Raw genomic sequence first — 22,969 nt, forward strand, 5'->3', positions numbered from 1 at the left:
GCGGTGGTGATCGGGCTCTACCACCCCGCCCGGACGTGCGTGCACGCGGCGCCGGCCGGCCTGAAGTTGCTGGTGCTGTTCGCCGCGGGCACCGCGTCGTTCTTCGTCCGCTCACCACTGGCGCTCGGCGGGGCGGTGGTCGCGGTGGCGCTGTGCTACGCGCTGGCCCGGATCCCGGTGCGGCTCGCCATGCGGCAGGTGCTGGCCATCGTGCCGTTCGCCGCGCTGCTGGTGGCCGCCCAGGGCCTGCTGACCAGTTGGACGAGCGCGCTGCTGGTCGGGGAACGCGTCGTGGCCCTGGTGACGCTGGCGAGCCTGATCACACTGACCACCCGGACCTCGGACATGGTGAGGACCGTGGAATGGGCGCTGCGGCCCTTCGCGCGCCTGGGGGTGCGCCCGGAGCGGGTCGGCCTGATGGTGGCCATGACCATCCGCTTCGTCCCGGTCATCAAGGAGCAGGCCGACCTGGTCCGGGCGGCTCAGAAGGCCCGCGGGGTGGAGCGCAGCGTCGCGTTCCTGACGCCGCTGCTGGTGCGGACGCTACGCCTCGCCGACGGCCTGGGTGAGGCGCTGGAAGCACGCGGATTGGACTCCCGACCCGACCTCCCGGAAAAGGCCCGGCAGCCCGGGCCCACGGATCCGACCGGGTGAACACCGCGCGAACTCAGGCGAGATGAAACCGACTTGCAGGACAGGCGGTGCACGTCGTGCGTGCCGCCTAGGATGAGCCGCTGGCCGTAATTCCACATCGTTCCCGGGGGGTTGAGGGGTGCGTACGAAAGACATCGCGCAGATCGCGCTGTTCGCCGCGATCATGGTCGTGCTGGGGCTTTTCCCACTGATCGAGGTGCCGTTCGTACCGGCTCCCATCACGTCCCAGACACTCGGCGTCGCGCTCGCGGGATCCATCATCGGCGCACGCCGGGGCGGACTGGCGGTGCTGCTCTTCGTGGTGCTGGTCGCGGTCGGACTGCCGGTGCTGCCCGGCGGGCGCGGCGGCCTCGGGACGATCCTCGGCCCCTCGGGCGGCTTCATCCTCGCCTACCCCCTCGGCGCCTGGCTCGCCGGCCTGTTGACCGAGCGGATGTGGCACCACTACACGCTCTGGCGGGCGGTTCTGGCGAACTTCGCCGGCGCGGCGCTGCTGCTCTACGTCATCGGCATCCCGTGGATGGCGGTGGTCTCCGGCATGCCGCTGGGCAAGGCCACGGTGGCCTCGGCGGTCTTCCTGCCGGGCGACCTGCTGAAGGTGGTGCTGGCGTCGGTCGCCGCGGTCGCGGTGCGCCGCGCGTACCCGTTGATCGAGCCCCGGCGGACGACGGGCGCCGGCGCATGATCGAGATCGACGGCGTCAGCCACCGGTTCGGTGAGCGATGGGTACTGGACGACATCACGCTCACCCTGGACACCCATCGCGTCGGCGTGGTCGGCTCGAACGGCTCGGGCAAGAGCACCTTCGCCCGGCTGCTGAACGGCCTGCTGGTGCCGGAAAAGGGCCGGGTACGGGTCAACGGCCTGGACACCGCCCGCAAGGGCCGGGAGGTGCGCCGCCAGGTCGGCTTCGTCTTCCAGGACCCGGACGTGCAGATCGTGATGCCCACGGTCGCCGAGGACCTGGCGTTCGGACTCAAGCACCACGGCCTCAGCCGGGCGGAGACCACCGGGCGGGTGGAGGAGGTGCTGGTGGCGTACGGGCTGAGCGAGTTCCGAGACCATCCGGCGCATCTGCTCAGCGGAGGGCAGAAGCAGTTGCTGGCGATCGCCGCGGTGCTGGCCCTGGAGCCGCGGTACGTGGTGTTCGACGAGCCGACGACGCTGCTGGATCTGGGCAACCGCCGCCGGGTCACCAAGCTCATCAGGGAACTGCCGCAGCACGTCGTGGTGGTCTCCCACGATCTCGAACTGCTCGCCGAACTGGACCGGGTGATCGTGCTCGACCGGGGCCGGGTCGTCGCGGACGGTCCGCCGCGCGAGACCATCGCGAAGTACGAGGCGATGCATCCCCCGCTGTAGCGAGGCGCCAGGCCCGGCGTCGGACGGGCGGGTGCCCGGAGAAGTCCCCTTGGGCACCCGCCCGTTGGCGTGGCGCGGCGCGTCACTTCCGGTCGAAGGGCACCCCGCTGTTCACCCCGGCCTGGCGGGCGGCGGCGATGGCGGCAGCCGTCGGCTTGGTCTTGGTGAAGGCATCGTGTCCGACCAGTGTGGACTGCCACTCGTTGGCGGTGGTGGTGCCGGAGGTCAGCAGCCACTGGGTGGCGATCCGGGCGTTGGCGCCACCGAAGTACTGACCGCTCCACGCCGTCGCGGAGTGGGCGTTGCGGTAGTCGTTGCGCCAGGAGACCGTCCAACTCAGGGCCGTGCCGCTGCCGTCCGTGGCGGGTGCGGTGTCGTACCGGCCGGTCAGCACATAGCGCTTCTCGGCGTTGCCGACCGTCGAGTCGTAGGTACCGGTGAGGCCGCCGTCGGCGTCGGCGGTGACGACGAAGGTGGAGCCGAGCTGGTTGTACCAGGTGCCCGTGATGCCCGTCGCGGCGGACCGCGCGGCGGGCGCCTTGGCCGGGCCCGTCTGCGGCGAGGCGCTCGCGGTGACCGTGATACTGGTCAGCGAGATGGCGACCGCGGCAATTCCGATCTTGCGCAGGTGCGACACGAAATTCTCCCCACGTTGTGATCCAGAACCGGTCGGACGCGCGGGGCTCCCGCATTTCCGCCGGAAGAATCAATTCCGCTGTCATGGAAAAGAGAACGACCAATTCCGTCACCCATGACCAGCAGTCCATGTCCGGCCGAGATCCTACTCTGGCCGACACCCTCGACTCAACACACATATCCCCTGTCTCGTAAGGCATTTCGACCGCACCATGACGCACATTAACTACACACGGACGATCACATTCCCCATGACCTTTTGAGCCGGCCCGCGACGGACAGAGACCACGAGCCACCGCCGGGCGCCCACTTGGACGGAGCCGAGCTCAACACCGCCATCAGAAACCGAAGTTGTCACGTGCGCGGCATCGGGGACTGCTACCGTGACTTCGGGGTGAAATTGATCCCCGTACGCAGCAGTATCGGTCTTCGAGATGGGGGAATTCTGCTGTGTCCAGCGACGTTGACGATCTGTCCAGCGGCGGCCCGACCGCCGGAACCGAGGCGCCCGTCGCAACTGGCGGACTGACGAGGCCGCCGGGCCTGCGACTTCCCGCGGTCGTCCAAACCTTGCTCTTCTCCGAGTGCCGTCACTGGCTGTTCCCCCGGCTCAAGCGCCGGTACGGAGAGGTGTTCACGCTGCGGCTGACCACCCCTACCCGGCACCTGGTGATCCTCTCCAGGCCCGAGGACATCAGGACCGTCTTCGCCGGCCCGGTCGAGGTGCTGCACGCCGGCGAAGGCAACGCCATCATGGGGCCAGCGCTGGGCGACCACTCCGTGCTCCTCAGCGACGAGGACGAACACCGCCGGGCCCGGCGGCTGTTGATGCCCGCCTTCACCGGCGCGGCGCTGCGCGGGTACGAGGACATGGTCACCAAGCTGACCAGGGCCGAGGTGGAGCGTTGGCCGGAGGGGCGCGTCATCGGCTCGCACCGCAGGATGCAGGCGCTGACCCTGGAGGTGATCCTCCAGGTCGTGTTCGGCGTGACCGACGAGCAGCGACTGGAGCAACTGCGGCCGCTGGTGCGGGGCATCGCGGACATCGGCCCCGTCACCCTGCTCGGGCTGCCCTATCCCCTGCTCCAACGCGTCGGGCCGTGGCGCCGCCACCTGTCCCTGCAACGTCGGCTGGACAAGCTGCTCTACGCCGAGATCGCGGACCGGCGCCGGGCCGCGGACCTGCACAGCAGGACCGACGTGCTCTCCCGCCTGCTCCAGGCGGAGGGCGCCGATGGCTCCCCGCCCGGGGAGAACCGTTTCACCGATCCGGAGATGCGGGACCAGCTCATCACGCTGTTGCTGGCCGGTCACGAGACCACCGCGACCGGCCTGGCCTGGGCGCTGCACGAACTGGTCCGGGAACCGCAGGAGTTGGCGCTGGCCCAGAAGGCGGCGGACGAGGGCGACGAGGCGTATCTGACGGCAGTCGCCAAGGAGGCTCTGCGGCTCAAGCCCGTGGTCTACGAGGTGGCCCGGCAGCTCTCCGCCCCGCTCACCGTGGGCGGCTACCGGCTGCCCGCAGGGGCCACGGTCATGCCGGCCATCGGGCTGGTGCACTCCGACCACCGCCACCACGAGCAGCCGGACGCCTTCCGCCCCGAGCGGTTCCTGGACGGCCAGCCACCAGCCAACACCTGGATCCCGTTCGGTGGGGGCGCCCGCCGCTGTATCGGTGCCGGCTTCGCCCTGATGGAGGCGACGGTCGTCCTGCGGGAACTGCTCCAGCGCTACGACCTGCGGCCGGACCGGCCGCAACCGGAGGCCCAGCGGGCCCACCACGTCACGCTGATCCCGCAGCGGGGAGCCCGCGTGGTGGTGACCCGGCGCCGCTGACCGCACCGGCGTCCCGCCGATTCCGGACGCTCCCGCAGCGCCCGGCAACCTCCATGCTCAGCAGGCGAGTTCGGCCGCGACGGACAACTCGCCCGCAAGATAGCGCTCCCGGCAGCGGCCGCGCTGGACCTTGCCGGAGGAGGTGCGGGGGATCGAGCCCTTCGCCAACACCACGACCCGGTCCGGCGCGTGTCCGAGTTGTTCGCGGAGCCGCGTCATGACCCGCGCGGCGAGCTCCTCGGGTCCGTCGGCGCCCTTGCCAGGCTCCACCGCGACGATCATGCGCTCGGTGTCCGGCACGGCGAAGGCCGCGCACGCGGGCCTGACGCCCTCGACCTTGGCGGCGACGTGCTCGTAGTCCTCCGGATAGAGGTTGCGCCCACCGACAATGATCATGTCCTTGATGCGGCCGCAGACGACCAGGCCGTCCGTCATCAGGTAACCGAGGTCACCGGTACGCAGCCAACCGTCCCGCACGACCCGCGCGGTGGCCTCGGGTTCGGCCCAGTAGCCCTGCATCAGGGCGGGGCTGCGGACGCAGATCTCGCCGACCTCCCGATCGCCCAGCGCCCGTCCCCCCTCGTCCGTGATCTGGACGCTGACTCCGGGAACCGGGTGCCCGCACACGGCCAGCGCTCTGGAGTCCGGTGACCCGGGGGCGACCGGCCGGGCGAAACCTCCCGTCTGGAGCCCTTCCCGGGAGACGTGGTCCCAGGCCAGCGGCGCATCCACCTCACCCATCGCGACCGCGAGGGTGGCCTCGGCCAACCCGTACATGGGCGTGATCGCCTGCGGCCGGAGACCGTGCCGGGAGCCGGCCGCGACGAACTTCTCCAACGTCGCGGCCCGGATCGGCTCGGCACCGTCGCCGCACACCTCCAGGGCCGACAAGTCCAACTCCCGCGGCGCCAGGCGCATACCGCGGGCCGCCAGGCCGTAGGCGAAGTTCGGCGCAACCGTGCTGGTGGCGCGGTACCTCGACAGGGCGTCCACCCACGAATCGGGGCGGGACAGGAACGCCTCCGGCGGCTGGAGCACCAGCCTGATGCCGTAGGACATGCCCGCCAGCACCGAGATCAGACCCATGTCGTGGTAGAGCGGCAGCCAGCTCACGTGCACACTGCGCTCCCGGTCCAGCCGCAACCTCTCGCAGCACACGGCCGCGTTGGTGAGCAGTTGCCGGTGGGTGAGGGCGACCGCCCGCGGCGCACCCGTGGTGCCGGAGGTGAACTGGAGATAGCCCAGGTCGTCCGGGGCGACGGCGACCGGCCCGGCCATCTCCTCACGCACCGTGCTCAGTTCACCACATCCGAGCACCGGGCGCCTCGCGTCGATCCGGCCGGACATGAAGTCGCCGAACGCGTCGGCGACGACCACCGCACGGGCGTCCACGTGGTCCAGCCGCCGGTTGACCTCGGCCACGGTGTCGGGCAGGTCGGACAGGCGGTGCGGCAAGGGCAGGATGACGGGGACGGCCCCGGCCCGCCAGACACCGAACAGGCCGAACAGGAAGCCGGGGGAGGTCGAGGAGATCAGGGCGACCCGGTCCCCCGGGACGACACCGGCCTCGGCGAGACCGGCGGCCACCCGCCGGGCGGACGACGCGAGCAGCGCATACGGCAGCGGGGTCTCCTCCAGGTGACGGTCGACCACGGTGATCCCCGCCGCCGTGCCCGCAGACCGTTCCAGCGCCTCGGGCACCGTCGCCGCACCGAAGAGACCCTCGGGTCTCGGATACTCCCCGCCGTGCACTTCCCCGCTCATGACCTGTTCCTCCCCCGTCGTGATCTGCCCTTGCGAACTCACCCGGCCTCCTTGGCCATCGCGCGCAGCTCTTCGGTGAACCTCTCGGCGAGCATCCGCACGGTCTGCGCGGTGTGCAGGTTGGCGCTGTAGGTCCAGACCAACCGCAGTTCGCCATCCGCGGTGAGCGCCATCAGGTCGAGCACTCGTGGCCGGTGTCCGGCGCCGCTGCGGTGATGGCCGAAGGACTCGACCACCGGGCGGGCGTCGCCGGTGAAGTACTCGCTGACGTCGCCCCAGAAGTTGAATCCGATCTCGGGGGCGGGCACGGCAGCCAGGCGCGCCCTGACCTCGGGATCGGGGTGCAGATAGCGCAATACCCCGTATCCCGTACCGCGGTTGGGGACGGCGCGGAGTTGCTCGCAGACGGCGTCCAGGTCCCCCGGGCGCAGCGCTACCGGAGACAGTGTGGAGAACCGGGCGACGGTGCGCGAGACGTCGAGCGTCCCGAACGCCCGCTCCCGGCCGTGCCCCTCCAACTCGACGAAGAGCTCCGGCTGTCCGGCCCAGGCCGTCACCGTCCGGGTCAGCGCGGTGAGCAGCACCTCGCGGATCTCCACTCCGCGGGTGCGGGGCAGTTCGCGAGTGACGAGGGCGGCCGTCCGACCGGTGAGGTGCACCATGTGCCGCACGGCCGAGGACTGGACATTGGGGCCCAGACGGTGGTCGACGGGCAGCGGTTGCCGGGCGCGCTCGGCCAGGCGGATCCAGTACGGCAGTTCCGCCGCCGGCTCCGGACCGGCCGCGTAGGCGTGCAGTTGCGCGGCGCACTGCGGCAGCGACGCGGTCTTGGGAGGCAGGGCGGGGGTCTCGCCGCGCTCCAGGGCGGTGTAGGCGGTGCGCAGGTCCTCGTAGAACACCCGCGACGAGTAGTAGTCCATCACCAACCAGTGCGCGCTGACCAGCAGTCGGGGCCGACGCCGCGCCCCGAGGTCGAAGTAGGTGAGCTGGACGGTGCGGCCCCCGGCAAGGTCCAGGCTCCCGTTGCGCAGGGCGGCATGGTGGCCGATCTCCGCTTCGAGTGCGGCGTCGGGGACCGCGTGCAGCTCCACCACGCACACCTCGGCGGGCCGTGCCACGTCCGCGTCGGTCAGATGGGCGTACCAACCCCGCTCGTCGCGACGGAAGCGGGCCCGCAGACCGTCATGGTGCCCGAGAACGGTGGTGAGCGCCTGGCCGAGCGACTTCGGGTCGAGCGGACCGTCGAGCTCGAAGACCGGCCACATGCCGTTCCAGTGGTCAAGATCCGCGAAGTCCTGCTCGAAGAACCACCGTTGGGCGGCGGCCAGGTCGGCCCGCCCGGTGACGGCCGACTGCGGCGCCGTGGCGGGCGGTGTCCTCCTGGCCACGGCCGCCAGGCCCGCCAGGGTGGGGTGGGCGTACAACTCGCGGAGCGTGACGTACAGGCCGTGCTCGGCGGCCTTGGCGACGGCACGCACCCCGAGCAGGGAGTCACCGCCGAGGCCGAAGAAGTTGTCGTGGCGGCCGAAGCGTTCCACGGGCAGGACCGCGGCCCAGGCCCGGGCCAGCCCCTCCTCGACGGGGGTCACCGGCGTCTCCTGGCTCTCCGCGGCGGCCGCGGGCGCGGGCAGCGCCGACCGGTCGAGCTTCCCGTTGGCGGTCAGCGGCAGGCGGTCCAGGGTGACGAACGCCGAAGGGACCATGTACGAGGGGAGTTCGGCCGCGGCATGGCGGTGCAGTTCGTCGGCCGTGGGCGCGCCGTGGCCCTGCGGGACCACATAGGCGATCAGCCACCTGCCGTCCCTGGCCACCACGACGGCGGACCGCACCTTCGGATGGCCTCCCAACACCACCTCGATCTCGCCGAGTTCGATGCGGTGACCGCCGATCTTGACCTGGAAGTCGTCCCGGCCGAGGAACTCCACGGTGCCGTCGGGCAGGTACCGGCCCAAATCGCCGGTGCGGTACAGGCGCTCACCGGTGTGCGGGTGGCGCAGGAACCGTTCGGCGGTGCGCTCGGGATCGCCCCAGTAACCCCGGGCGACACCGAGTCCGCCGATGTAGAGCTCTCCCGTCACATGGTCGGGCTTGGGAGTCAGACCGGGGCCGAGCACATGGAAGGTCTGGTTCCGCAGCGGTGTGCCGTACGGGATGCTCCGCCAGGCCGGGTCCACGTCGCCGATGGGGTGGTGGATGGACCAGATGGCCGCCTCCGTGGCACCACCGAGGCTGATCAGCTCGGGTCGGCCGGCGCTGACCGCCCTGACCCGGGCGGGCAGCGCGAGGGGTATCCAGTCCCCGCTGAGCAGCACGGTCCGCATCGTCTCGGGGAGCGCGGCGCCGTACCGCTCGCAGTGTTCGACGAGCAGTTCCAACAGGGCCGGGACGGTGTTCCACAGCGTGACGCCGTGCATCCCGGCCAACTCGGCCCAACGGCCGGGATCGCGGGACTCGTCGGGCGCCGGAAGCACCACCGCACCACCCCCGCCGAGCACTCCGAAGACGTCGTACACGGACAGGTCGAAGCTGAGGGACGACAGGCCAAGGACGCGCTCCGCGGGGCCGGCACCGAAGCGGCCGCGGATGTCGTCGAGGGTGTTCACCGCCGCGCGGTGACTGGTCATCACGCCCTTGGGCACTCCGGTCGAGCCGGACGTGAAGATGACGTAGGCGAGGTCGTCCGGGGTGGTGTCCGGAACGTCGACCGGCCCGTCGGGCACGTCCGTCCAGGGCTGTTGCGGCACGGTCACCACGGTCGCGCCGGTCGGCGGCGTCACCCCGGGCTGGACAAGGGCGATCCCGGCATTGCCGGCCGCGATCAGCCGCTCAATGCGGGCGGGGGGCAGCGCCGCGTCGACCGGCAGGTAGGCCGCGCCCGCGCGCACCACGCCGAGGACGGCGGCCACCTGCTGCCACCCCTTGTGCATGACGACGGCGACCAGGGTGTTGGGTGCGGCGCCCAACTCGCGTAGCCGATGGGCGATCTGGTTGGCCCGGCGGTCCAGTTCACCGAAGGTCAGGGTGCGGTCGGCGCCGATCACGGCCGGGGCGTCGGGGCGGACGGCGGCCTGCCGGTCGAGCGCGGCGTGGATGAGCTCGTACGGGCTCGGCCCCTCGGTGGCGTTGACAGTCCGGCGCACTTCGAGCTGATGCCCGGGAACGGTGACGGGGGCCGGGCTGTCCTGCTCCGCGAAGCGTTCGACGAGGTCGACGTAGGCGCCGAACATGTCGTCCAACACACCGTCGGGAAACGCCGCCGCCACGGCGTCCCAACTGACGAGCAGCTCACCACCGCGCAACTGGACCTGGTTGTCGAGATGGACCTGTGGTGTCTGGGAGACGGCGTGACCGACCTCGAACACCACGCCCTCCAGCGCCCCCAGGCCGTCCCGCTCGTCGAGCAGACTGGTGAACACCACGGGCATCCGTGCCTGGGCGCCGCCGTGGCGCCGGGCCATCTCACGCTGTAACGCCACACCGCTGAAACGGGCGTGCTGGAGGTCCGCGCGCAGCCGCTGTTGGAGCCGTCCGGCCACCAGCGCCAGGTCTTGCTGCTCCGTCAGGTCGCATTCCAACAGGACCGTGCTGGTGAAGTCGCCGATCAACCGCGGGATGTCCGGGTGCCAGCGCGGCCGGTCGGCAAGCGTGACGTTGACGGTGAAGCGCGGGGACTTGCTCCAGGTGCGCAGCACGTCCGCGTAGGCGGTGCACAGCAGCACCGACGGCGTGACGCCCAGGGCGTGCGCCCGGTCTTTCAGCCGCCGCCACAGGTGCCCGGAAAACCGCCGCTCCCTGCGGGTGAAGACCGGCAGACCGCCCTCCGGCAGGGCCTGGAGCGGCAGTTCGGGGGCGGGCGGCAGGGTGTCGACGCGCTCCAGCCAGTAGGCCCGGGCCCGCTCGCGAGCCGGCGTGTCACGCTGCTCGGCGGCCGCCAACAGGTAGTCGCGGAAGGTCACTTCCGGCGCCGGCCCCAGCGACTGCGGGTCGAGGATCAGCCGTATCCACTCGGCCAGCAGCAGCCGCAGGCTGCCCGCGTCGACGAAGAGCAGGTCGATGCTGAAGTGGAGCCGCAGGCGATCGGCTGCCAGGCTGTGGGCGCGGATCTCGTACAGGGGCCAGGTCCGCGCGTCGAAGACCTGGCCCGCCATCTCCTCGCGGGTCGCGTGGAGGCGACATCGACGGTCGTCCTCCGGCAGGCCGCGCAGATCCGCGTGCCGGAAACGGTAGGCGGGCACCTGGCGCGCCACCCGCTGCCGGCCGTCGGCGAGCACGGTGGCACGCAGCATGTCGTGCCGGCTGATCAGCTCGTTGAAGGCCCACTCGGCGCGCTCGACGGAGGCCGTGAACACATCGATCTCGGCGTAGAAGTGGGCGGAGCGGCCACCCAGGTCGAATCCCGCGCCCCCCAGCCAGTACGCCTGCTGGACATCGGTGAGCGGAAAGGGCTCGAAACGTTTCTCCGGCCGAGGCACGAGCGCCGGCACCGCACCGTCGTCGCCCATCGGCGCGAGGGTGCGCACCACCTCGGCCAGGGCGCGCAGCGTACCGCCGCCGAAGAACAGTTCCAGCGGCACATCGACGCCGTAGCGCGCCTCGATCGCGGTCTTGGCGTACACCGCGTCCAGGGACGCCAGGAAGAGCAGGTCGTCAGGCCCCGCTGGCAGGACCAAGTCCTCGTTGTCCTCACCCAGCTCCGCGAACAGCTCACCGAGACGCCCAATGATCTCGTCTACCTCATCGACCTCGCCGGTGCCGGCGGCGGCCTCTGCAACGGGTCTTTCAACGGGTTGGTGCGACCCCGAGCGCACAGACATGACGGAACTCCCCCTGTTCTGGCCCTTCGGCCGCAACCGGCCCGACGGACTAGCCGCCGCGCCTTCCGACGTCGGCGACCTCACGCAGATACGAATAGACCCCGCTGTTCCGGGCCACCCAGGCGGTCAACCGCGGAGAAACCGCGCTGAACACGTCCGCGATCCTCTCCATCACAGGAGACACGGTGATCTCCACCCGGTCCTTCCGGATGCAACTGAGCACCGCCTCGGCCACCGCCTGCCCAGTCACCTGCCCCAGCATCAACGGGCGCCTCCCGGCCGACCAACGCGCCGAAATCCCCACGTCCGCCACGAGGGTGGGATAGACCGCAGACACCCCGACCCCCGTGCCGCGCAGTTCCTCCCGCAGCGACCAGGTGAATCCCACCAGCCCGTGCTTGGCCGCCGAGTTGATCGTGCCGTACGGGTACGCGGTGCGCCCGCCGACGGATCCGATGTTGACGATATGGCCGCTGCCGACCGTGAGCATGTGCGGCAGGACCAGCCGGGTCAGCGCCTGGGTGCCGAACAGATTGACCATGAGGATGTTCCTGATGTCCTCGACGGTCACGTCCTGAAAGCGGGAAATGCGCTCCACTGCCGCGTTATTGACCAGCAGGGCGGGCGGCCCCAGTTCACGGCACACCGTTTCCACGATGTTCTTCTGCCCGTCCTCGTCGGAGACGTCGGCGGGCACTGTGAGCGGTTCGGGTCCGTAGCGCCGCAGGCGCCGGGCCGTTGCGGCCAGCCCTTCCTCGGAACGCGCCACGAGCGCAAGGCGCACGCCTTCCCGTGCCAAGCGCTCGGCGATGACGGGGCCGACTCCACGTGACGCACCGGTGACGATTCCCACCGCACCGCTCAGCTCCCGCACGGTCCACCCCCTCAAGCCGAGTCGGATTCTACACAAACTCCTCGGCCAGAAAGGGGAGTTGAGGCGCAACTCACGCGCCGACCGCCCTCCCCCACCCGCGGACGGCAAGAGTCCGGTACCTCAGCGCGGCTGCCCGGGCGCCGGCTCGGACGCGGCACCGGAGGCAACCGCCGTCGACCGCCGACCAGACGCCAGGTGCACCACCACCGCGACCAGGCACAGCCCGGCCCCCACCAACGGCACCGTACGGACCGGGAAGTGGTCGAGCACCGCTCCCCCGACGACTCCGGACAGCCCGATTCCGAGATACAGCGCCGAGGCATTGAGCGCGAGCAACAGCCCGCTGGCGGACGGCGCCAGCTCGATCAACCGCCGCTGCACGGGCGGGTTGAACGCCCAGGAGGACACGCCCCACACGAAGAACAGTCCGGCGGCAAGCACGGCGTTTCCCGTCACCGACAGGACCGAGAGCGTCAGGACACTGCCGCAGACGGCCGCCAGCAGCGGCAGCCGGTACCCCAACCGGTCGGCGGCCACACCGCCGACCACGTTGCCGATCGCGCCTCCGACGCCGTAGCCAAACAGCAGCAGGCTCAACGTGCCCCCCGCGACCGAGACCGTGGCGGCCAGCACCGGGGCCGCGTAGGTGTAGACCGAGAACACCCCGAGGCTGGCCGCCAGCGTGATGCCGAGGACCGCGAGGACCCGCGGATCCCGGGCAACGACGAAGCGCTCGCGCAACGTCACCTTCGGCGGCGCCGCGACCGCGGGCACCGCCAGAGCCACCGCCACCGCCGCGGCCGCGCACATGCCCGCGACGAGCCCGAACACGCCGCGGTACCCGAGCGGGCCGACCAGCAGCGACCCGGCGGGCACCCCGACGATCGTCGCGATCGTCATGCCGCCGAAGACCACCGCCGCGGCCCGCGCCCTGCGCTCGGTCCCGCTCAACTCGGCGGCGACGACGGTGGCCGCCGGGGTGAACACCGCCGCACCGGCGGCCGTGAGGATCCGCGCCGCCAGCAGCGAGAAGAAGTCGGGGGCCACCGCCGCGCAGACGTTGCCGAGCGCGGCGACCAGCAACGCGCAGACGATCAGGGGCCGCCGTCCCCAGCGGCTGGTGGCCACCGCCAGCAGCGGTGAGCCGATCGCGTAGGCCACCGCGAAGGACGTGGTCAGCAGACCCGCCGTCGAGGCGGACACCGCGAGCTCGACACTCAACTGCGGCAGCACGCCGGTGATGATGTACCCGCTGGTGCCGACCGCGAAGGCCCCCAGAGCCAGCGTGGAGATCCTGCCGAACATCGCGTCCCCCTTGTCCCGGTCCAGCCGACTACCGTCAGGCGTTCGCCGCGAGGTCGGTACCCGCACCCCGCTTGCGCGGCCGGACCGTGTCGTTCCGGTGCCTGGGCAAGGTCGCCTCCTCGGCGCCCTCGACCACGAATCCGGCGTCCTCGATCATCCGCAGGTCGACGCCGCCGTCCTGTCCCTCGCTGGTGAGGTAGTCCCCGAGGAAGAGGGAGTTGGCCAGGTAGAGCCCGAGCGGCTGCAGGCTGCGCAGATGGATCTCCCGGCCGCCGGCGACGCGCACCTCGACGTCGGGATGAACGAAGCGCACCATCGCCAGGATCCGCAGACAGCGCTGCGGGGTCAGGCTCCACTGTTCGGACAGCGGCGTGCCGTCGAAGGGGATGAGAAAGTTGACCGGCACGGACTCGGAGCCGAGTTCGCGCAGGGCGAAGGCGGTGTCGACCAGGTCCTCGTCGCTCTCGCCCATCCCTGCGATCAGTCCGGAACACGGCGAGAGCCCGGCCTTCTTGGCCTTCTCCACCGTTGCGGCACGGTCCGCGTACGTGTGGGTGGTGCAGATGTCTGCGTAGCGCTCGCCGGAGGTGTTGAGATTGTGGCTGTAGGCATCGGCCCCGGCGTCGCGGATGCGTTCCGCCTGGCCCTCGGACAACAGGCCGAAGCACGCGCAGATCTCGACCTGGGGGTGCTTCTCCTTGAACGCCGCGATGGTCCGCCCGACCCGGTCCACGTCTCCGTCCGTGGGTCCCCGGCCACTGCCGACCAGACAGACGCGCTTGGCTCCGTGGGCCACCCCGGCCTCGGCCGCGGCCAGCGCCGCCTCGGGCCCGAGCCAGGTGTACTTCAGGATGTCGGCCTTGGACCCGACCCGCTGCGAGCAGTAGGAGCAATCCTCGGGGCAGAGCCCGCTCTTGAGGTTGACCAGGAAGTTCAGTTTGACGCGCTTGCCGAAGAAGTGGCGCCGGACCCGGTATGCGGCAGCCACCAAGTCCAGCAGGTCGTCATCACCGCTGGCCAACACGGCGAGCGCCTCCTGGCGAGTGGGTGCCTCACCCCGCAACGCCTTCTCCGCCAGCCTGTCGAATACGTCCATGCGTCGGATCATGGCATGCCACCGCCACGAACACGGCAACTATCGGCCAACTCCCCCTGCGTGGCGCCGATTTCACGACGTCGGACGAACCGGCCTAACGCTTCCGAGCCAGCGGACGAACGTCCCGCGCCACCGAAGAAGGGGACGAGACGCATGTCTCCGGCACGTGGTCACTCCAGGAGCAGTCGGCGCGTGTACTCACTGTGCGGAATGGCCATGTGTGGGCGTCGGTGCCAAGGAGGTCTTCGGAGTCTTCGCCGGGGGTGAGGTAGACGGGGACGATCAGGGTGGCTTTCTTGCCGGCGCCGGGGCTTTGACGTGGGGCACGGCGGACGGCCTGGACGGTGTCGGACACGTGATGTCTATGCGCCGAGGGTGTGCTGGTGCCGATGCCTGGTATCGGCTGGTGTGAGGTAGCCGAAAGTCTTGTGCTTGCGCAGGCGGCGCCGGTTGTAGAACGTCTCGATGAAGGCGAAGACCTCGGCGCGGGCGGTAGCCCGGTCGGGCCAGGTGCGGGTGCCGATCTCTTCCTTGAGCAGGGCCCAGAAACTTTCGGCGGCCGCGTTGTCAAAGCATGACCCGGTGCGCCCGCGGCTCTACCGAAGCCCCAACTCCCCTCCCTCACGTCGGGATTCAGCCGACGTGTATTCGCTGCCGCGATCCGAGTGCGCAATGCGGCCGGGCCCCTCCCCCACCGGCCACGGCAACGCGCCACACTCAAAGCTCCTCGGCAAGCTCCTCGGCGGTGTCCGCGAGGCTCCGTCAGGACAACACCCGTTCTTCACAGCGTGTGATCTCCTTGGCGGAGAGCAGCAGGCGGTCCCAGCGCACCCGCGGCCACCGCCGCACAGGCCGGCAGGCGGCCCTCCCTCACCGGACGTCGACCGGGCCGTCGGGTGCTGTGACCAGGGAGTGCACCGCGCCGAGCAGGTTGGTGAGCAGATCGCCGGGCAGGTCGGGGCCGCACCGGTTCACATCGGCGGTGACGTGCAGGCTCAGGCCCGAGCCCGCCGTCTCGTTGAGCGCCTCGATGCGGACGGGGAGGCTGGTGTGGTCGCGCATGTCCTCCTCGACCGTGAGCAGTCCGGAGCTGAGGAGCTCGTCGCGGGGGTGGAAGCGGACGTAGTTGAAGGTCACCTCGAACGGGTTGTGGCCGAGCAGTCGGCGCACCTCGGAGTGCGGGAAGCGGCGGTGTGGGAGAAGAGCGTTCTCGGCGTCCAGGGCGCGACGGCCCGCGGCGCGCCAGTGCGCGCCGGTGAGGTCGAGGCGGACCGGGAGCTGGTTGAGGAACAGGCCGAGGGTGACGTCGGCGCCGGTGCGTTCGGGCCGCCCGTTGAGGAGCAGGCCGACAACCGGGGTCGTGGTCTCCCAGGCCGTGCCGACGGCGGCGCAGGCGGCGGCGAGCAGCAGGCTCTTGACGGGCAGCCCGGACGCGGCGGCCAGTTCGTCGAGACGGCGGGCGTCGTCAGCCGGGACGGCGGCGCTGACCTTGTGGTGGTCGGGCGCCTCGACGCTCGCGGTGCGCTGCGCCGGAAGCAGCTCCTTGAGCCCCTCGAAGTGCCGTACGGAGGCGGGATCGGCGACGGCCTCGCGCTCCAGCCGCACGAACTCGGCGTAGGGCACGGGCTCGGGCAGGTCGAGCCGTTCGCCGGCGAGCAACGCGGCGTAGCAACGCACGAGTTCGTTGAAGAAGACGGCCTCGCTCCAACCGTCGAGGATCGCGTGGTGGAAGGAGTACGAGAGCCGGAACGCGTCGGCGCCGAGGCGGGCCGCGTGCACCCGTAGGAGCGGGGCCCGCTCCGGGTCGTAGGGGCGGCCGAGGTCCGCCATCGCCTCTTCGTAGCGCGCGGTGGCGCTCGCCTCGTCGAGACCCTCGTGGTCGTCGGTGGTCAGCGGGATCGGGGCGGCGCGCAGCACGAGCTGCATCGGTTCGCTGAACGTGCCGAGGTCGAAGCGGGTGCGCAGGGCGGGGTGACGGTGCGAGAGCCGGTCGAGGGCGGCGCGCAGCACCTCGGTGTCGAGCGGCAGGTTGACGGTGCGGGAGATGACGTCGAGGTAGAAGGCGCCGTCGCTGACCAGGCTCTCGTAGATCAGGCCGAGTTGGAGGCGGGCAGCGGGGAAGGCGTCCTCGGCGTCGTCGGGGACCCGGGCCCGGTCGAGGGGGCTGAGCAGGTCGGCGGCGCGGCCCTCGGGGGCGGGTCCGCCGTTGCCGAGGGCCTGGCAGGCGCCGCGCGGGGTCGGGTTGCGGAACAGGTCGAGCAGCGAGAGCGACAGGCCCTGTTCCTGGGCCGCGCCGATGACCTGGAGGGCGAGCAGGGAGTCGCCGCCCAGGGAGAAGAAGTCGTCGTCGGGGCCGACCTCTTCGGCGCCGAGGATGTCCTGCCAGATCTCGGCGAGCAGGACCTCGGGGGCCGGTGTCGTGGAGCTGTCGTTCATCGCAGTGTGTCCCTCTCGGTGATGCTCGTGGTGCTCGGTGGTGTACGCGGTCACAGCGCGCCCAGGCCGGCGCCGGTGACCTCGACGGGGTCCTGGCCGTCGAAGGCGAAGCGGTAGCGCAGGGTGGCGTCGATGTCCTTGGCGATGGCGGGCAGTTCGGGGACGTCGTCGGCCTCGCCCATGACGATGTCCAGCTCCAGGGTTTGGACGCCGCCGGGCAGTGCGGTGCCCGGTCGCGCGTACGGGCGGTACAGTGTTACCCCGGGCAGCCGCTTGACCTCGTCGGCGCCGTCGATGCCCAGCAGGGTGCCGGGGGTGCGGGGCGCGGGATGGAACAGCTGGAAGTAGGCGCGGCCCTGGTAGGGGGCGGGCAGTTCGGGCTGTTCGGCGAGGGCGACGCGGCCTGCCAGCTCGATCAGGTTGACGTTCTGGGCGCGGACGGACAGTTCGTTGATGCCGCCGCCGAGCCGGCCGTTGACCTCGATGAGCCGGGGGCCGTCGGGGGTGAGCTTGATCTCGGTGTGGGTGAGTCCGTCGCGGACGCCGAGGGCCTCGACGGCGCGGCGGGCCAGGTCGCGGCAGTCCGTGTCCTCGTCGGCGCCGAGCGGCGAGGGCCAGAATCGTCCGGTCTCCCGGAACGGGGGCACCATCGGGAACTTGCCGGTGACGGCGAGGTCGGTGACGGTGCCGCCCTGGACGACGCTCTCGATGGACACGTAGTCGCCGAACGGGCCGCAGTCCCGGCCGCGCAGGTACTCCTCCAGGACGAGGGTGCCGCCCGCGACCAGGCCGGGTCGCTCGTCGCCCAGCAGGGTGCGGGCCAGTTCGCGCCCGGCGTCGGCGTCGGTGACGTGGAAGGTGTTGCGGCTGCCGCCGCCGTGCGCGGGCTTGAGGACGGCGGGCAGTCCGGTCCCGGCGACCGCGTCGTCCCAGTCCGCGAGGCGCTCGACGCGGCGGCAGCGCACGACGTCGACGCCGGCCGCCGAAAGGGCGGCGCGCTGCTGCCACTTGTCGGTGAGCAGCCCGATGGTGTCGCAGTCGTGGAACGGCAGCGCGAGCTGCTCGGCGAGCGCGGCGGCCAGATGCAGGGCGCGTTCGCTGTACGTGACGATGCCGTCCGGGGCGTAGGCCCGCAGCCGCCGCGCGGCCTCCGCCACCGAGTCGGTCAGCAGGACGGGCCCGAACTGGGCGAGCAGCGGCTCCATCGCGCGGGTGTGCGCGTCGGGTTCGGCGACGAACACACAGTCGGCCCACGAGGCGAGGCCGACGGCGATGTCCCCCGGGTGCGCCGCGCCGTCCGCGTACACCACGACGAGGGTCTTGCGCATCACAGATCCCTTCCGGTCGTACGGGCGCCGGCGGTCACCCGGTGGCGCAGGCGGGCCCGGATCAGGCCGCCGAACCCGGCGGTGGCGCCCCGGTAGTAGAAGTGGTCGCCGGGCAGGACGGCCGCGGCGAACGGGCCCGTGGTCCAGGACTGCCAGGCGTCCAGGTAGGGGCGTTCCACCCAGGGGTCGGCGGCGCCGCCGAGGGCGAGCAGGGGGCAGGTGAGGGGACGCGGCGGACCGGGGCGGTAGCGGGCCAGGAGGAGGTAGTCGGCGCGCAGGACCGGTATCACCAGGTCGGCGACGTCCGCCGGCGGGGACGCCCCCAGGCCCGCGTTGCCGCCGGTGGCCAGTTCCTCGATCCAGTCGTCGCGGGTCATGGCGAGCACCGCGGCCGGGTCAAGGCGCTGCAGGTCCGGGGGGCGGGCCGCGGACACGGCCAGCAGTTCCACGTCCCGGGCCAGGTCCTGGAGGCGGTGCGCGATCTCGTAGCCGAGGACGGCGCCCAGGCTGTGGCCCACCAGGACGAGTGGGCCTTGGGTGGTCTCGGCGATCTCCTCGGCCGCGGCGCCCGCCAGTGCCGTCAGGTCGGTGGCGTGCGGTTCGGTGGAGCGGGGGCCGCGTCCCGGGTATTGCAGGGAGAGGGCCCGCTCGCCCGGGGCGCACAGGTCGGGCAGCCACTCGCCGAGGGCATAGGCGCTGCCGCCGCCGAACGGGGCGAGGACGAAGGTGCGCGGCGGCGGCTCCGGGTGGGCCGTCTGCTCGGCGAACTCCCAGAGCAGCGGGGTCAGTTGGCGACGTCTCACAGGTCGACCACCGTGGTCCGGGCGGACGTGTCCTGGGCCGGGGCCTCGGCTCCGGTCAGCGCGGCGGCCAGCTCGGCGACGGTCGCGTGCGCGTACAGCTGCGCGATGACCAGGTCGGGGTGGTGGCGGCGCAGCCGGGCGAAGACGGTGAGCGCCTTGAAGGAGTCGCCGCCGATGTCGAGGAAGCGTTCGTCGCGGCCGATGCCGGTGCGGCCGAGCGCCTCCTCCCAGATACCGGCGATGAGTTGCTCGGTGCCCTCGCGCGGCGCCCGCCCGGAATCCGCGGCCGGGGCGGGCGCGGCGGCGGACACGGCGGCGCGCAGCGCGGCGAAGTCGGTCTTGCCGTTGGGGTTGACCGGTATCGCCGCGACGGCGTGCACGGCGCCGGGCACCAGGGCGGAGGGCAGCGTGGCGCGCAGTTCGGGGAGCAGGGCGCGCGGGTCGGCGTCGCCGACGAGGTAGGCGACGAGCTCCAACGGGGCGTCCGGCGTGCCGCGTTCACCGGTGACGACCGCTTGGCGCACCCCGGCTCGGGCGAGCAGTGCCGCCTCGACCTCGCCGGGCTCGACACGGTTGCCGCGGATCTTCAACTGCCGGTCGGCGCGCCCGAGGTAGTCGAGCCGTCCGTCCGGCTCGCGGATGACGAGGTCGTCGGTGCGGTAGTGGACGCCGGCGCCGGGTCCGTCCAGCTCGACGAACTTGGCCTGGGTCAGGGCCGCTTCACCGAGGTACCCGGCGGCGACGCAGGCGCCGCCGAGGTAGAGGATGCCGGGGGTGCCGTCGGGTACCGGCCGCAGCCGCTCGTCGAGGACGCGGGCCTCGACCCCGGCCAACGGGGTGCCGATGGAGACGCGCGGGCCCGTGGTGTCGGCGGGCCGCACCTGGTGCATGGTGGCCAGGATGGTCGCCTCGGAGGGGCCGTAGCCGTTGTGCACCTCCAGGTCGGGGCGGACCCGGAGGATCTGCTCGGCGAGCCGCGGCGGGAACGCCTCGCCGGCCACCACCAGCACCCGGCGCGGCAGCAGCGCGGCGAGGTCGCCCTCGGCGGCGAGCGCGGCGAGCTGCGAGGGCGTGTAGGTGAGGCAGTCGGCGGGGTGCGCGGCGAGGTCGGCGGCGAGCGCCTGCGGGTCGAGCGTGGTGTCGCGCGGGTAGACGTCGAGCCGGGCCCCGGACAGCAGCGCGCCGTACACCGACACCTTGCCGAGGTCGGCGGCGAACGTGGTCGCGAGGCCGTAGCTGTCGAGGTCGGTGGCGGTCACCCGCTCGTCGAACGCGGCGCGGTAGTTGAGCAGCGCCCGGTGCCGCACCTCGACCGCCTTGGGCGTGCCGGTGGAGCCGGAGGTGCACACCAGGTACGCGGTGTCGTCGGGGTGCAGCCCGGGGGCGACGGTGTACGGGGCGCCCGGTCCGTCGGCGGTGACGCTGCGCACCGGCGCGGCGGCCTCGGCGAGCCGGGGCCGGTTGCGCTCGTCGGTGAGGACGGCGGCGGCCTTGGTGGTGCCGAGCAGGGTGGATACGCGGAGGTCGGGGTCGGTGGCCTCGATGTGGACGTAGGCGGCGCCGACGGCCCAGGCGGCGAACACGCCGATCATGCAGCGGTGCGAGCGGTCCATCAGGACCGCGACGATGTCGCCGCGGCCCACGCCCCGCTCGCGCAGCCAGTCGGCGCTCGCTCCGGCGGCGGCCGCCAACTCCTCGTAGGTCAGCTGCTGTTCGTCCTGACGCAGGGCCGGGCGCCGCGCCGCGGAGCGCGCCGTGTCCGCGAAGACATGGGCCGCCGTGCGCGGGGTCTGAGTGGTGCCGGTCATCGGGTGCTCCGTTCGGTGGGTCGAGGCGGCTCGGGGCGCGGCGGCCGGGGCGGTCATCGCCGCCGCCCGTCGGTCGCGGCGCCGATCAGGCCCGCGAGGCCATCGACCGTCTCGGTGCCGAGGTAGGTGCGCAGGTCGAGCTTGATGCCGAAGTGCTCCTCCACGGCGGTGAGCAGGCGCAGCGCGGCGAAGCTGTTCCAGTGGCCGAGGGCGTCGAAGCGGGTGTCGCCGGTGAGCTGCCCTGCGGGTACGTCGGTGACGCTGGAGATCACCTCGGCCAGCGCCGTGGGGGCCGGGGCGGCGGTGTGGTCGCTCATGGGATGCGGTGTCCTTCACGGGAGTCGGCTGGGCTCAGGGCCGGGGCGGTGACGGTGGTGGTGATCCACGCGGCCGTGGACAGGGGCCCGGAGCCCAGGTCGAGGACCCGGCGTCCGGTGCCGTCGGCTCCGGGCGCGGCCGGGGCGAAACCGGCCTCGTCGAGGAAGCGGGCGGCGGGCCCGTTGCGCGGGGTGCTACGGAAGTCGGCCTCCAGGCGGTGCGCGCCGGTGGCGCGGGCCGCGTCGGCGACGGCGCCGAGGACCGCGTGCTCCACGCCGCGCGCGAAGACCCGGCAGCTCATCACGGCGTTCTCCAGCACCCAGTGGTCGGGGTTGCGGGCGATCCACAGCGCGCCCACGATCCCCTCGTCGCCGAACCGGTCGGCGACCTCGAAGGCGAGCAGGGCGTGCTCGGGCGAGTGCGCGATGCGCCGGGTCTCTGCCTCCGGGTGGCAGCGGCCGATCAGGTTGAACTGGTTGGTGCGGCCTCCGAGTTGGACGATCCGCGGCAGCGTGTACGCGTCGGCGGCGCTGAGGGTGACGCGCAGCCCGAGGCCGTGCAGATAGTCCTCGGGCGAGGACTGCTCGGCGCCGAAGCGGCTTCGCTGGGCGCGCGCCCGGTACAGACCGGTGCGCTCCTTGTCGGTTTCCGTCGTGGTGAGCGAGTCGAAGCCGCCCTGGGCGAGCAGGGCCGCCGCGTGCTCGGCCGGGTCGCCCGCCAGGTGGATCACGGTGACCTCGGGGATCGAGTGCCGTACGAGTTCGCACTCGAAGGCCGAGTCGTCGGCGAAGACGATGCTGTCGAGGCCGATGTTGAGCTGCTCCGCGATCCGCCGGATGCTCTCGTCCTTGGCGCCCCACCCTGCCTCGACGGTGACGAAGTCCGAGGCCCTCAGCACGAGTCCGGGGTGTTCGTCGAGAACGCGGGCGACGAGGTCCGGGTCGTTCTTGCTGGCGACGGCGAGCAGCACACCCTGCCGGCGCAGGGCCAGGGCGGTGCGCTGCACGGCGGCGTAGGCGTTGCCCGGGTACATCGGGCCGATCTCGATGTTCTCCGGGCCGTCGTCGCCGAGGACGCCGCCCCACAGGGTGTTGTCGAGGTCGAGGACCAGGCACTTTTTGCCGCGTCCGGTGAACGCCCGGGCGTAGGAGGCCACTTCGGCGGCGTAGCGGTGCTCGACGCCGGGTGCCCAGGCCATCTGCGCGAAGGCGTGCAGACGGGCGTCGCGCAGCGGCCCCGGGTGTTCGGCGAGCAGGGTCTCCAGGTCGAGGACGTCGACGCGGTCGGCCTGCTCGGCGAGGTCGAGGATCCGCAGGTTCAGCTCGCGCCACAGCCGGGCGAGGGCGGCGCGGCCCCGGTGCGAGACGACCTGGCGCAGCGCGGCGGCGGGCAGCGGCACCGTGGTGAGCAGGACGGCGCCCTCCGTGCGCGCGGCGTATCCGGTGACGGCGTCGGCGAAGGGCTCCCAGCGCTCGTCGACCGCCGCGCGCACCGCCGCCCCGTCGCCCGGGTCGAGGTCGCGCGGCAGGAACACCTCCTCGTGCACCGGGCACAGGGTCAGCTCGGCGCCGAACGCATCGAGGTCGGCCACCGCCCCGCCCAGGTACAGGAGTTGCCGGTCGGGGGCGGCGATCCGGAACTCGGGGGCGAAACCGGCGGCGAGCAGCGCGATCCGCAGCGGTGCGGCCAGCTGGTCGGCGGTGAACGAGGGCACGAGGGCCACCCGCAGCGGGCGCGGCTCGTGGCCCGGCGGGCACAGCAGCCGGGGGTCCACGGCGGCCAGGATCCGGCCGGCCTCCCGGACCACCGGGATGTCGGAGCTGTCGGCAAGGTGGGCCGCGAGGCCCGGGTCGGGGGCGGCGGCGGGTTCGGCCAGGCGCCTGGCCCGGGTCAGCAGGTCGTCGTCAGCCATCGGGGCGTTGGGTCCTTCCAGGG

Annotated in this window: 16 protein-coding genes and 1 pseudogene; 4 read left to right on the forward strand and 13 right to left on the reverse strand. The window is 72.1% G+C overall.

Annotated elements, in window-relative coordinates; translation table 11 throughout:
* Window positions 1-3 precede the first annotated feature (3 nt).
* The 3 genes from ACFVFQ_RS03810 to ACFVFQ_RS03820 all read left to right on the forward strand — a co-directional run bounded on the left by ACFVFQ_RS03810 (window position 4) and on the right by ACFVFQ_RS03820 (window position 2,016).
* Window positions 4-654: an energy-coupling factor transporter transmembrane component T family protein gene (locus tag ACFVFQ_RS03810; protein ID WP_383408088.1), complete on the forward strand. Its 651-nt coding sequence runs from the start codon at window positions 4-6 to the stop codon at window positions 652-654.
* Window positions 655-772: 118 nt separating this feature from the next.
* The gene (locus tag ACFVFQ_RS03815) at window positions 773-1,339 is read left to right on the forward strand and encodes a biotin transporter BioY (protein ID WP_383408091.1); all 567 of its coding nucleotides are present in this window, start codon (window positions 773-775) and stop codon (window positions 1,337-1,339) included.
* The gene (locus tag ACFVFQ_RS03820) at window positions 1,336-2,016 is read left to right on the forward strand and encodes an energy-coupling factor ABC transporter ATP-binding protein (RefSeq protein ID WP_383408094.1); all 681 of its coding nucleotides are present in this window, start codon (window positions 1,336-1,338) and stop codon (window positions 2,014-2,016) included. Before ACFVFQ_RS03815 ends, ACFVFQ_RS03820 begins: the two co-directional genes overlap by 4 nt.
* 82 nt (window positions 2,017-2,098) lie before the next feature.
* On the opposite strand, the gene ACFVFQ_RS03825 is transcribed toward ACFVFQ_RS03820, so the two are convergent.
* Window positions 2,099-2,653 (reverse strand): avidin/streptavidin family protein, encoded by a 555-nt coding sequence (locus tag ACFVFQ_RS03825; protein ID WP_383408096.1) that lies wholly within the window; start codon window positions 2,651-2,653, stop codon window positions 2,099-2,101.
* A 449-nt stretch (window positions 2,654-3,102) separates the two neighbouring features.
* Between ACFVFQ_RS03825 and ACFVFQ_RS03830 the strand changes: the two genes are divergently transcribed.
* Window positions 3,103-4,488, forward strand: coding sequence for a cytochrome P450 (locus tag ACFVFQ_RS03830; RefSeq protein ID WP_383408099.1), 1,386 nt, complete (start codon window positions 3,103-3,105; stop codon window positions 4,486-4,488).
* A 57-nt stretch (window positions 4,489-4,545) separates the two neighbouring features.
* Here ACFVFQ_RS03830 and ACFVFQ_RS03835 read toward each other — a convergent pair whose 3' ends face one another.
* The 12 genes and pseudogenes from ACFVFQ_RS03835 to ACFVFQ_RS03890 all read right to left on the reverse strand — a co-directional run bounded on the left by ACFVFQ_RS03835 (window position 4,546) and on the right by ACFVFQ_RS03890 (window position 22,946).
* On the reverse strand, window positions 4,546-6,252 hold the full coding sequence (locus ACFVFQ_RS03835) for an AMP-binding protein (RefSeq protein ID WP_383408102.1): 1,707 nt from the start codon (window positions 6,250-6,252) through the stop codon (window positions 4,546-4,548).
* 38 nt (window positions 6,253-6,290) lie between these two features.
* Window positions 6,291-11,066 (reverse strand): amino acid adenylation domain-containing protein, encoded by a 4,776-nt coding sequence (locus ACFVFQ_RS03840; protein WP_383408105.1) that lies wholly within the window; start codon window positions 11,064-11,066, stop codon window positions 6,291-6,293.
* 49 nt (window positions 11,067-11,115) lie between these two features.
* Window positions 11,116-11,940 carry an SDR family NAD(P)-dependent oxidoreductase gene (locus tag ACFVFQ_RS03845; protein ID WP_383408108.1) on the reverse strand — a complete coding sequence of 275 codons (825 nt, stop codon included), beginning with the start codon at window positions 11,938-11,940 and terminating at the stop codon, window positions 11,116-11,118.
* A 120-nt stretch (window positions 11,941-12,060) separates the two neighbouring features.
* Window positions 12,061-13,245: an MFS transporter gene (locus ACFVFQ_RS03850; protein WP_383408111.1), complete on the reverse strand. Its 1,185-nt coding sequence runs from the start codon at window positions 13,243-13,245 to the stop codon at window positions 12,061-12,063.
* Between the two features lie 34 nt (window positions 13,246-13,279).
* Window positions 13,280-14,341 (reverse strand): biotin synthase BioB, encoded by a 1,062-nt coding sequence (gene bioB / locus ACFVFQ_RS03855; RefSeq protein ID WP_383408114.1) that lies wholly within the window; start codon window positions 14,339-14,341, stop codon window positions 13,280-13,282.
* Between the two features lie 362 nt (window positions 14,342-14,703).
* Window positions 14,704-14,922 (reverse strand): annotated as a pseudogene (locus ACFVFQ_RS03860) (integrase core domain-containing protein); the annotation flags it as partial.
* A gap of 289 nt (window positions 14,923-15,211) precedes the next feature.
* Window positions 15,212-16,777 (reverse strand): condensation domain-containing protein, encoded by a 1,566-nt coding sequence (locus tag ACFVFQ_RS03865; protein WP_383408116.1) that lies wholly within the window; start codon window positions 16,775-16,777, stop codon window positions 15,212-15,214.
* Window positions 16,778-16,827: 50 nt separating this feature from the next.
* Entirely contained in the window at window positions 16,828-18,105 is a 1,278-nt protein-coding gene (locus tag ACFVFQ_RS03870) for an ATP-grasp domain-containing protein (RefSeq protein ID WP_383408121.1), read from the reverse strand.
* Complete coding sequence (locus ACFVFQ_RS03875) at window positions 18,105-18,908, reverse strand: thioesterase II family protein (protein ID WP_383408124.1); 804 nt, start codon at window positions 18,906-18,908, stop codon at window positions 18,105-18,107. Before ACFVFQ_RS03875 ends, ACFVFQ_RS03870 begins: the two co-directional genes overlap by 1 nt.
* On the reverse strand, window positions 18,905-20,716 hold the full coding sequence (locus ACFVFQ_RS03880) for an amino acid adenylation domain-containing protein (protein WP_383408127.1): 1,812 nt from the start codon (window positions 20,714-20,716) through the stop codon (window positions 18,905-18,907). Before ACFVFQ_RS03880 ends, ACFVFQ_RS03875 begins: the two co-directional genes overlap by 4 nt.
* Window positions 20,717-20,769: 53 nt before the next feature.
* Window positions 20,770-21,033 carry an acyl carrier protein gene (locus ACFVFQ_RS03885; RefSeq protein WP_383408130.1) on the reverse strand — a complete coding sequence of 88 codons (264 nt, stop codon included), beginning with the start codon at window positions 21,031-21,033 and terminating at the stop codon, window positions 20,770-20,772.
* On the reverse strand, window positions 21,030-22,946 hold the full coding sequence (locus ACFVFQ_RS03890; RefSeq protein WP_383408133.1) for an HAD-IIIC family phosphatase: 1,917 nt from the start codon (window positions 22,944-22,946) through the stop codon (window positions 21,030-21,032). The genes ACFVFQ_RS03885 and ACFVFQ_RS03890 overlap by 4 nt, the downstream gene beginning before the upstream one ends.
* Between the last annotated feature and the right edge of the window lie 23 nt (window positions 22,947-22,969).

The organism is Streptomyces sp. NPDC057743, assembly GCF_042798755.1.
Lineage (GTDB): Bacteria > Actinomycetota > Actinomycetes > Streptomycetales > Streptomycetaceae > Streptomyces.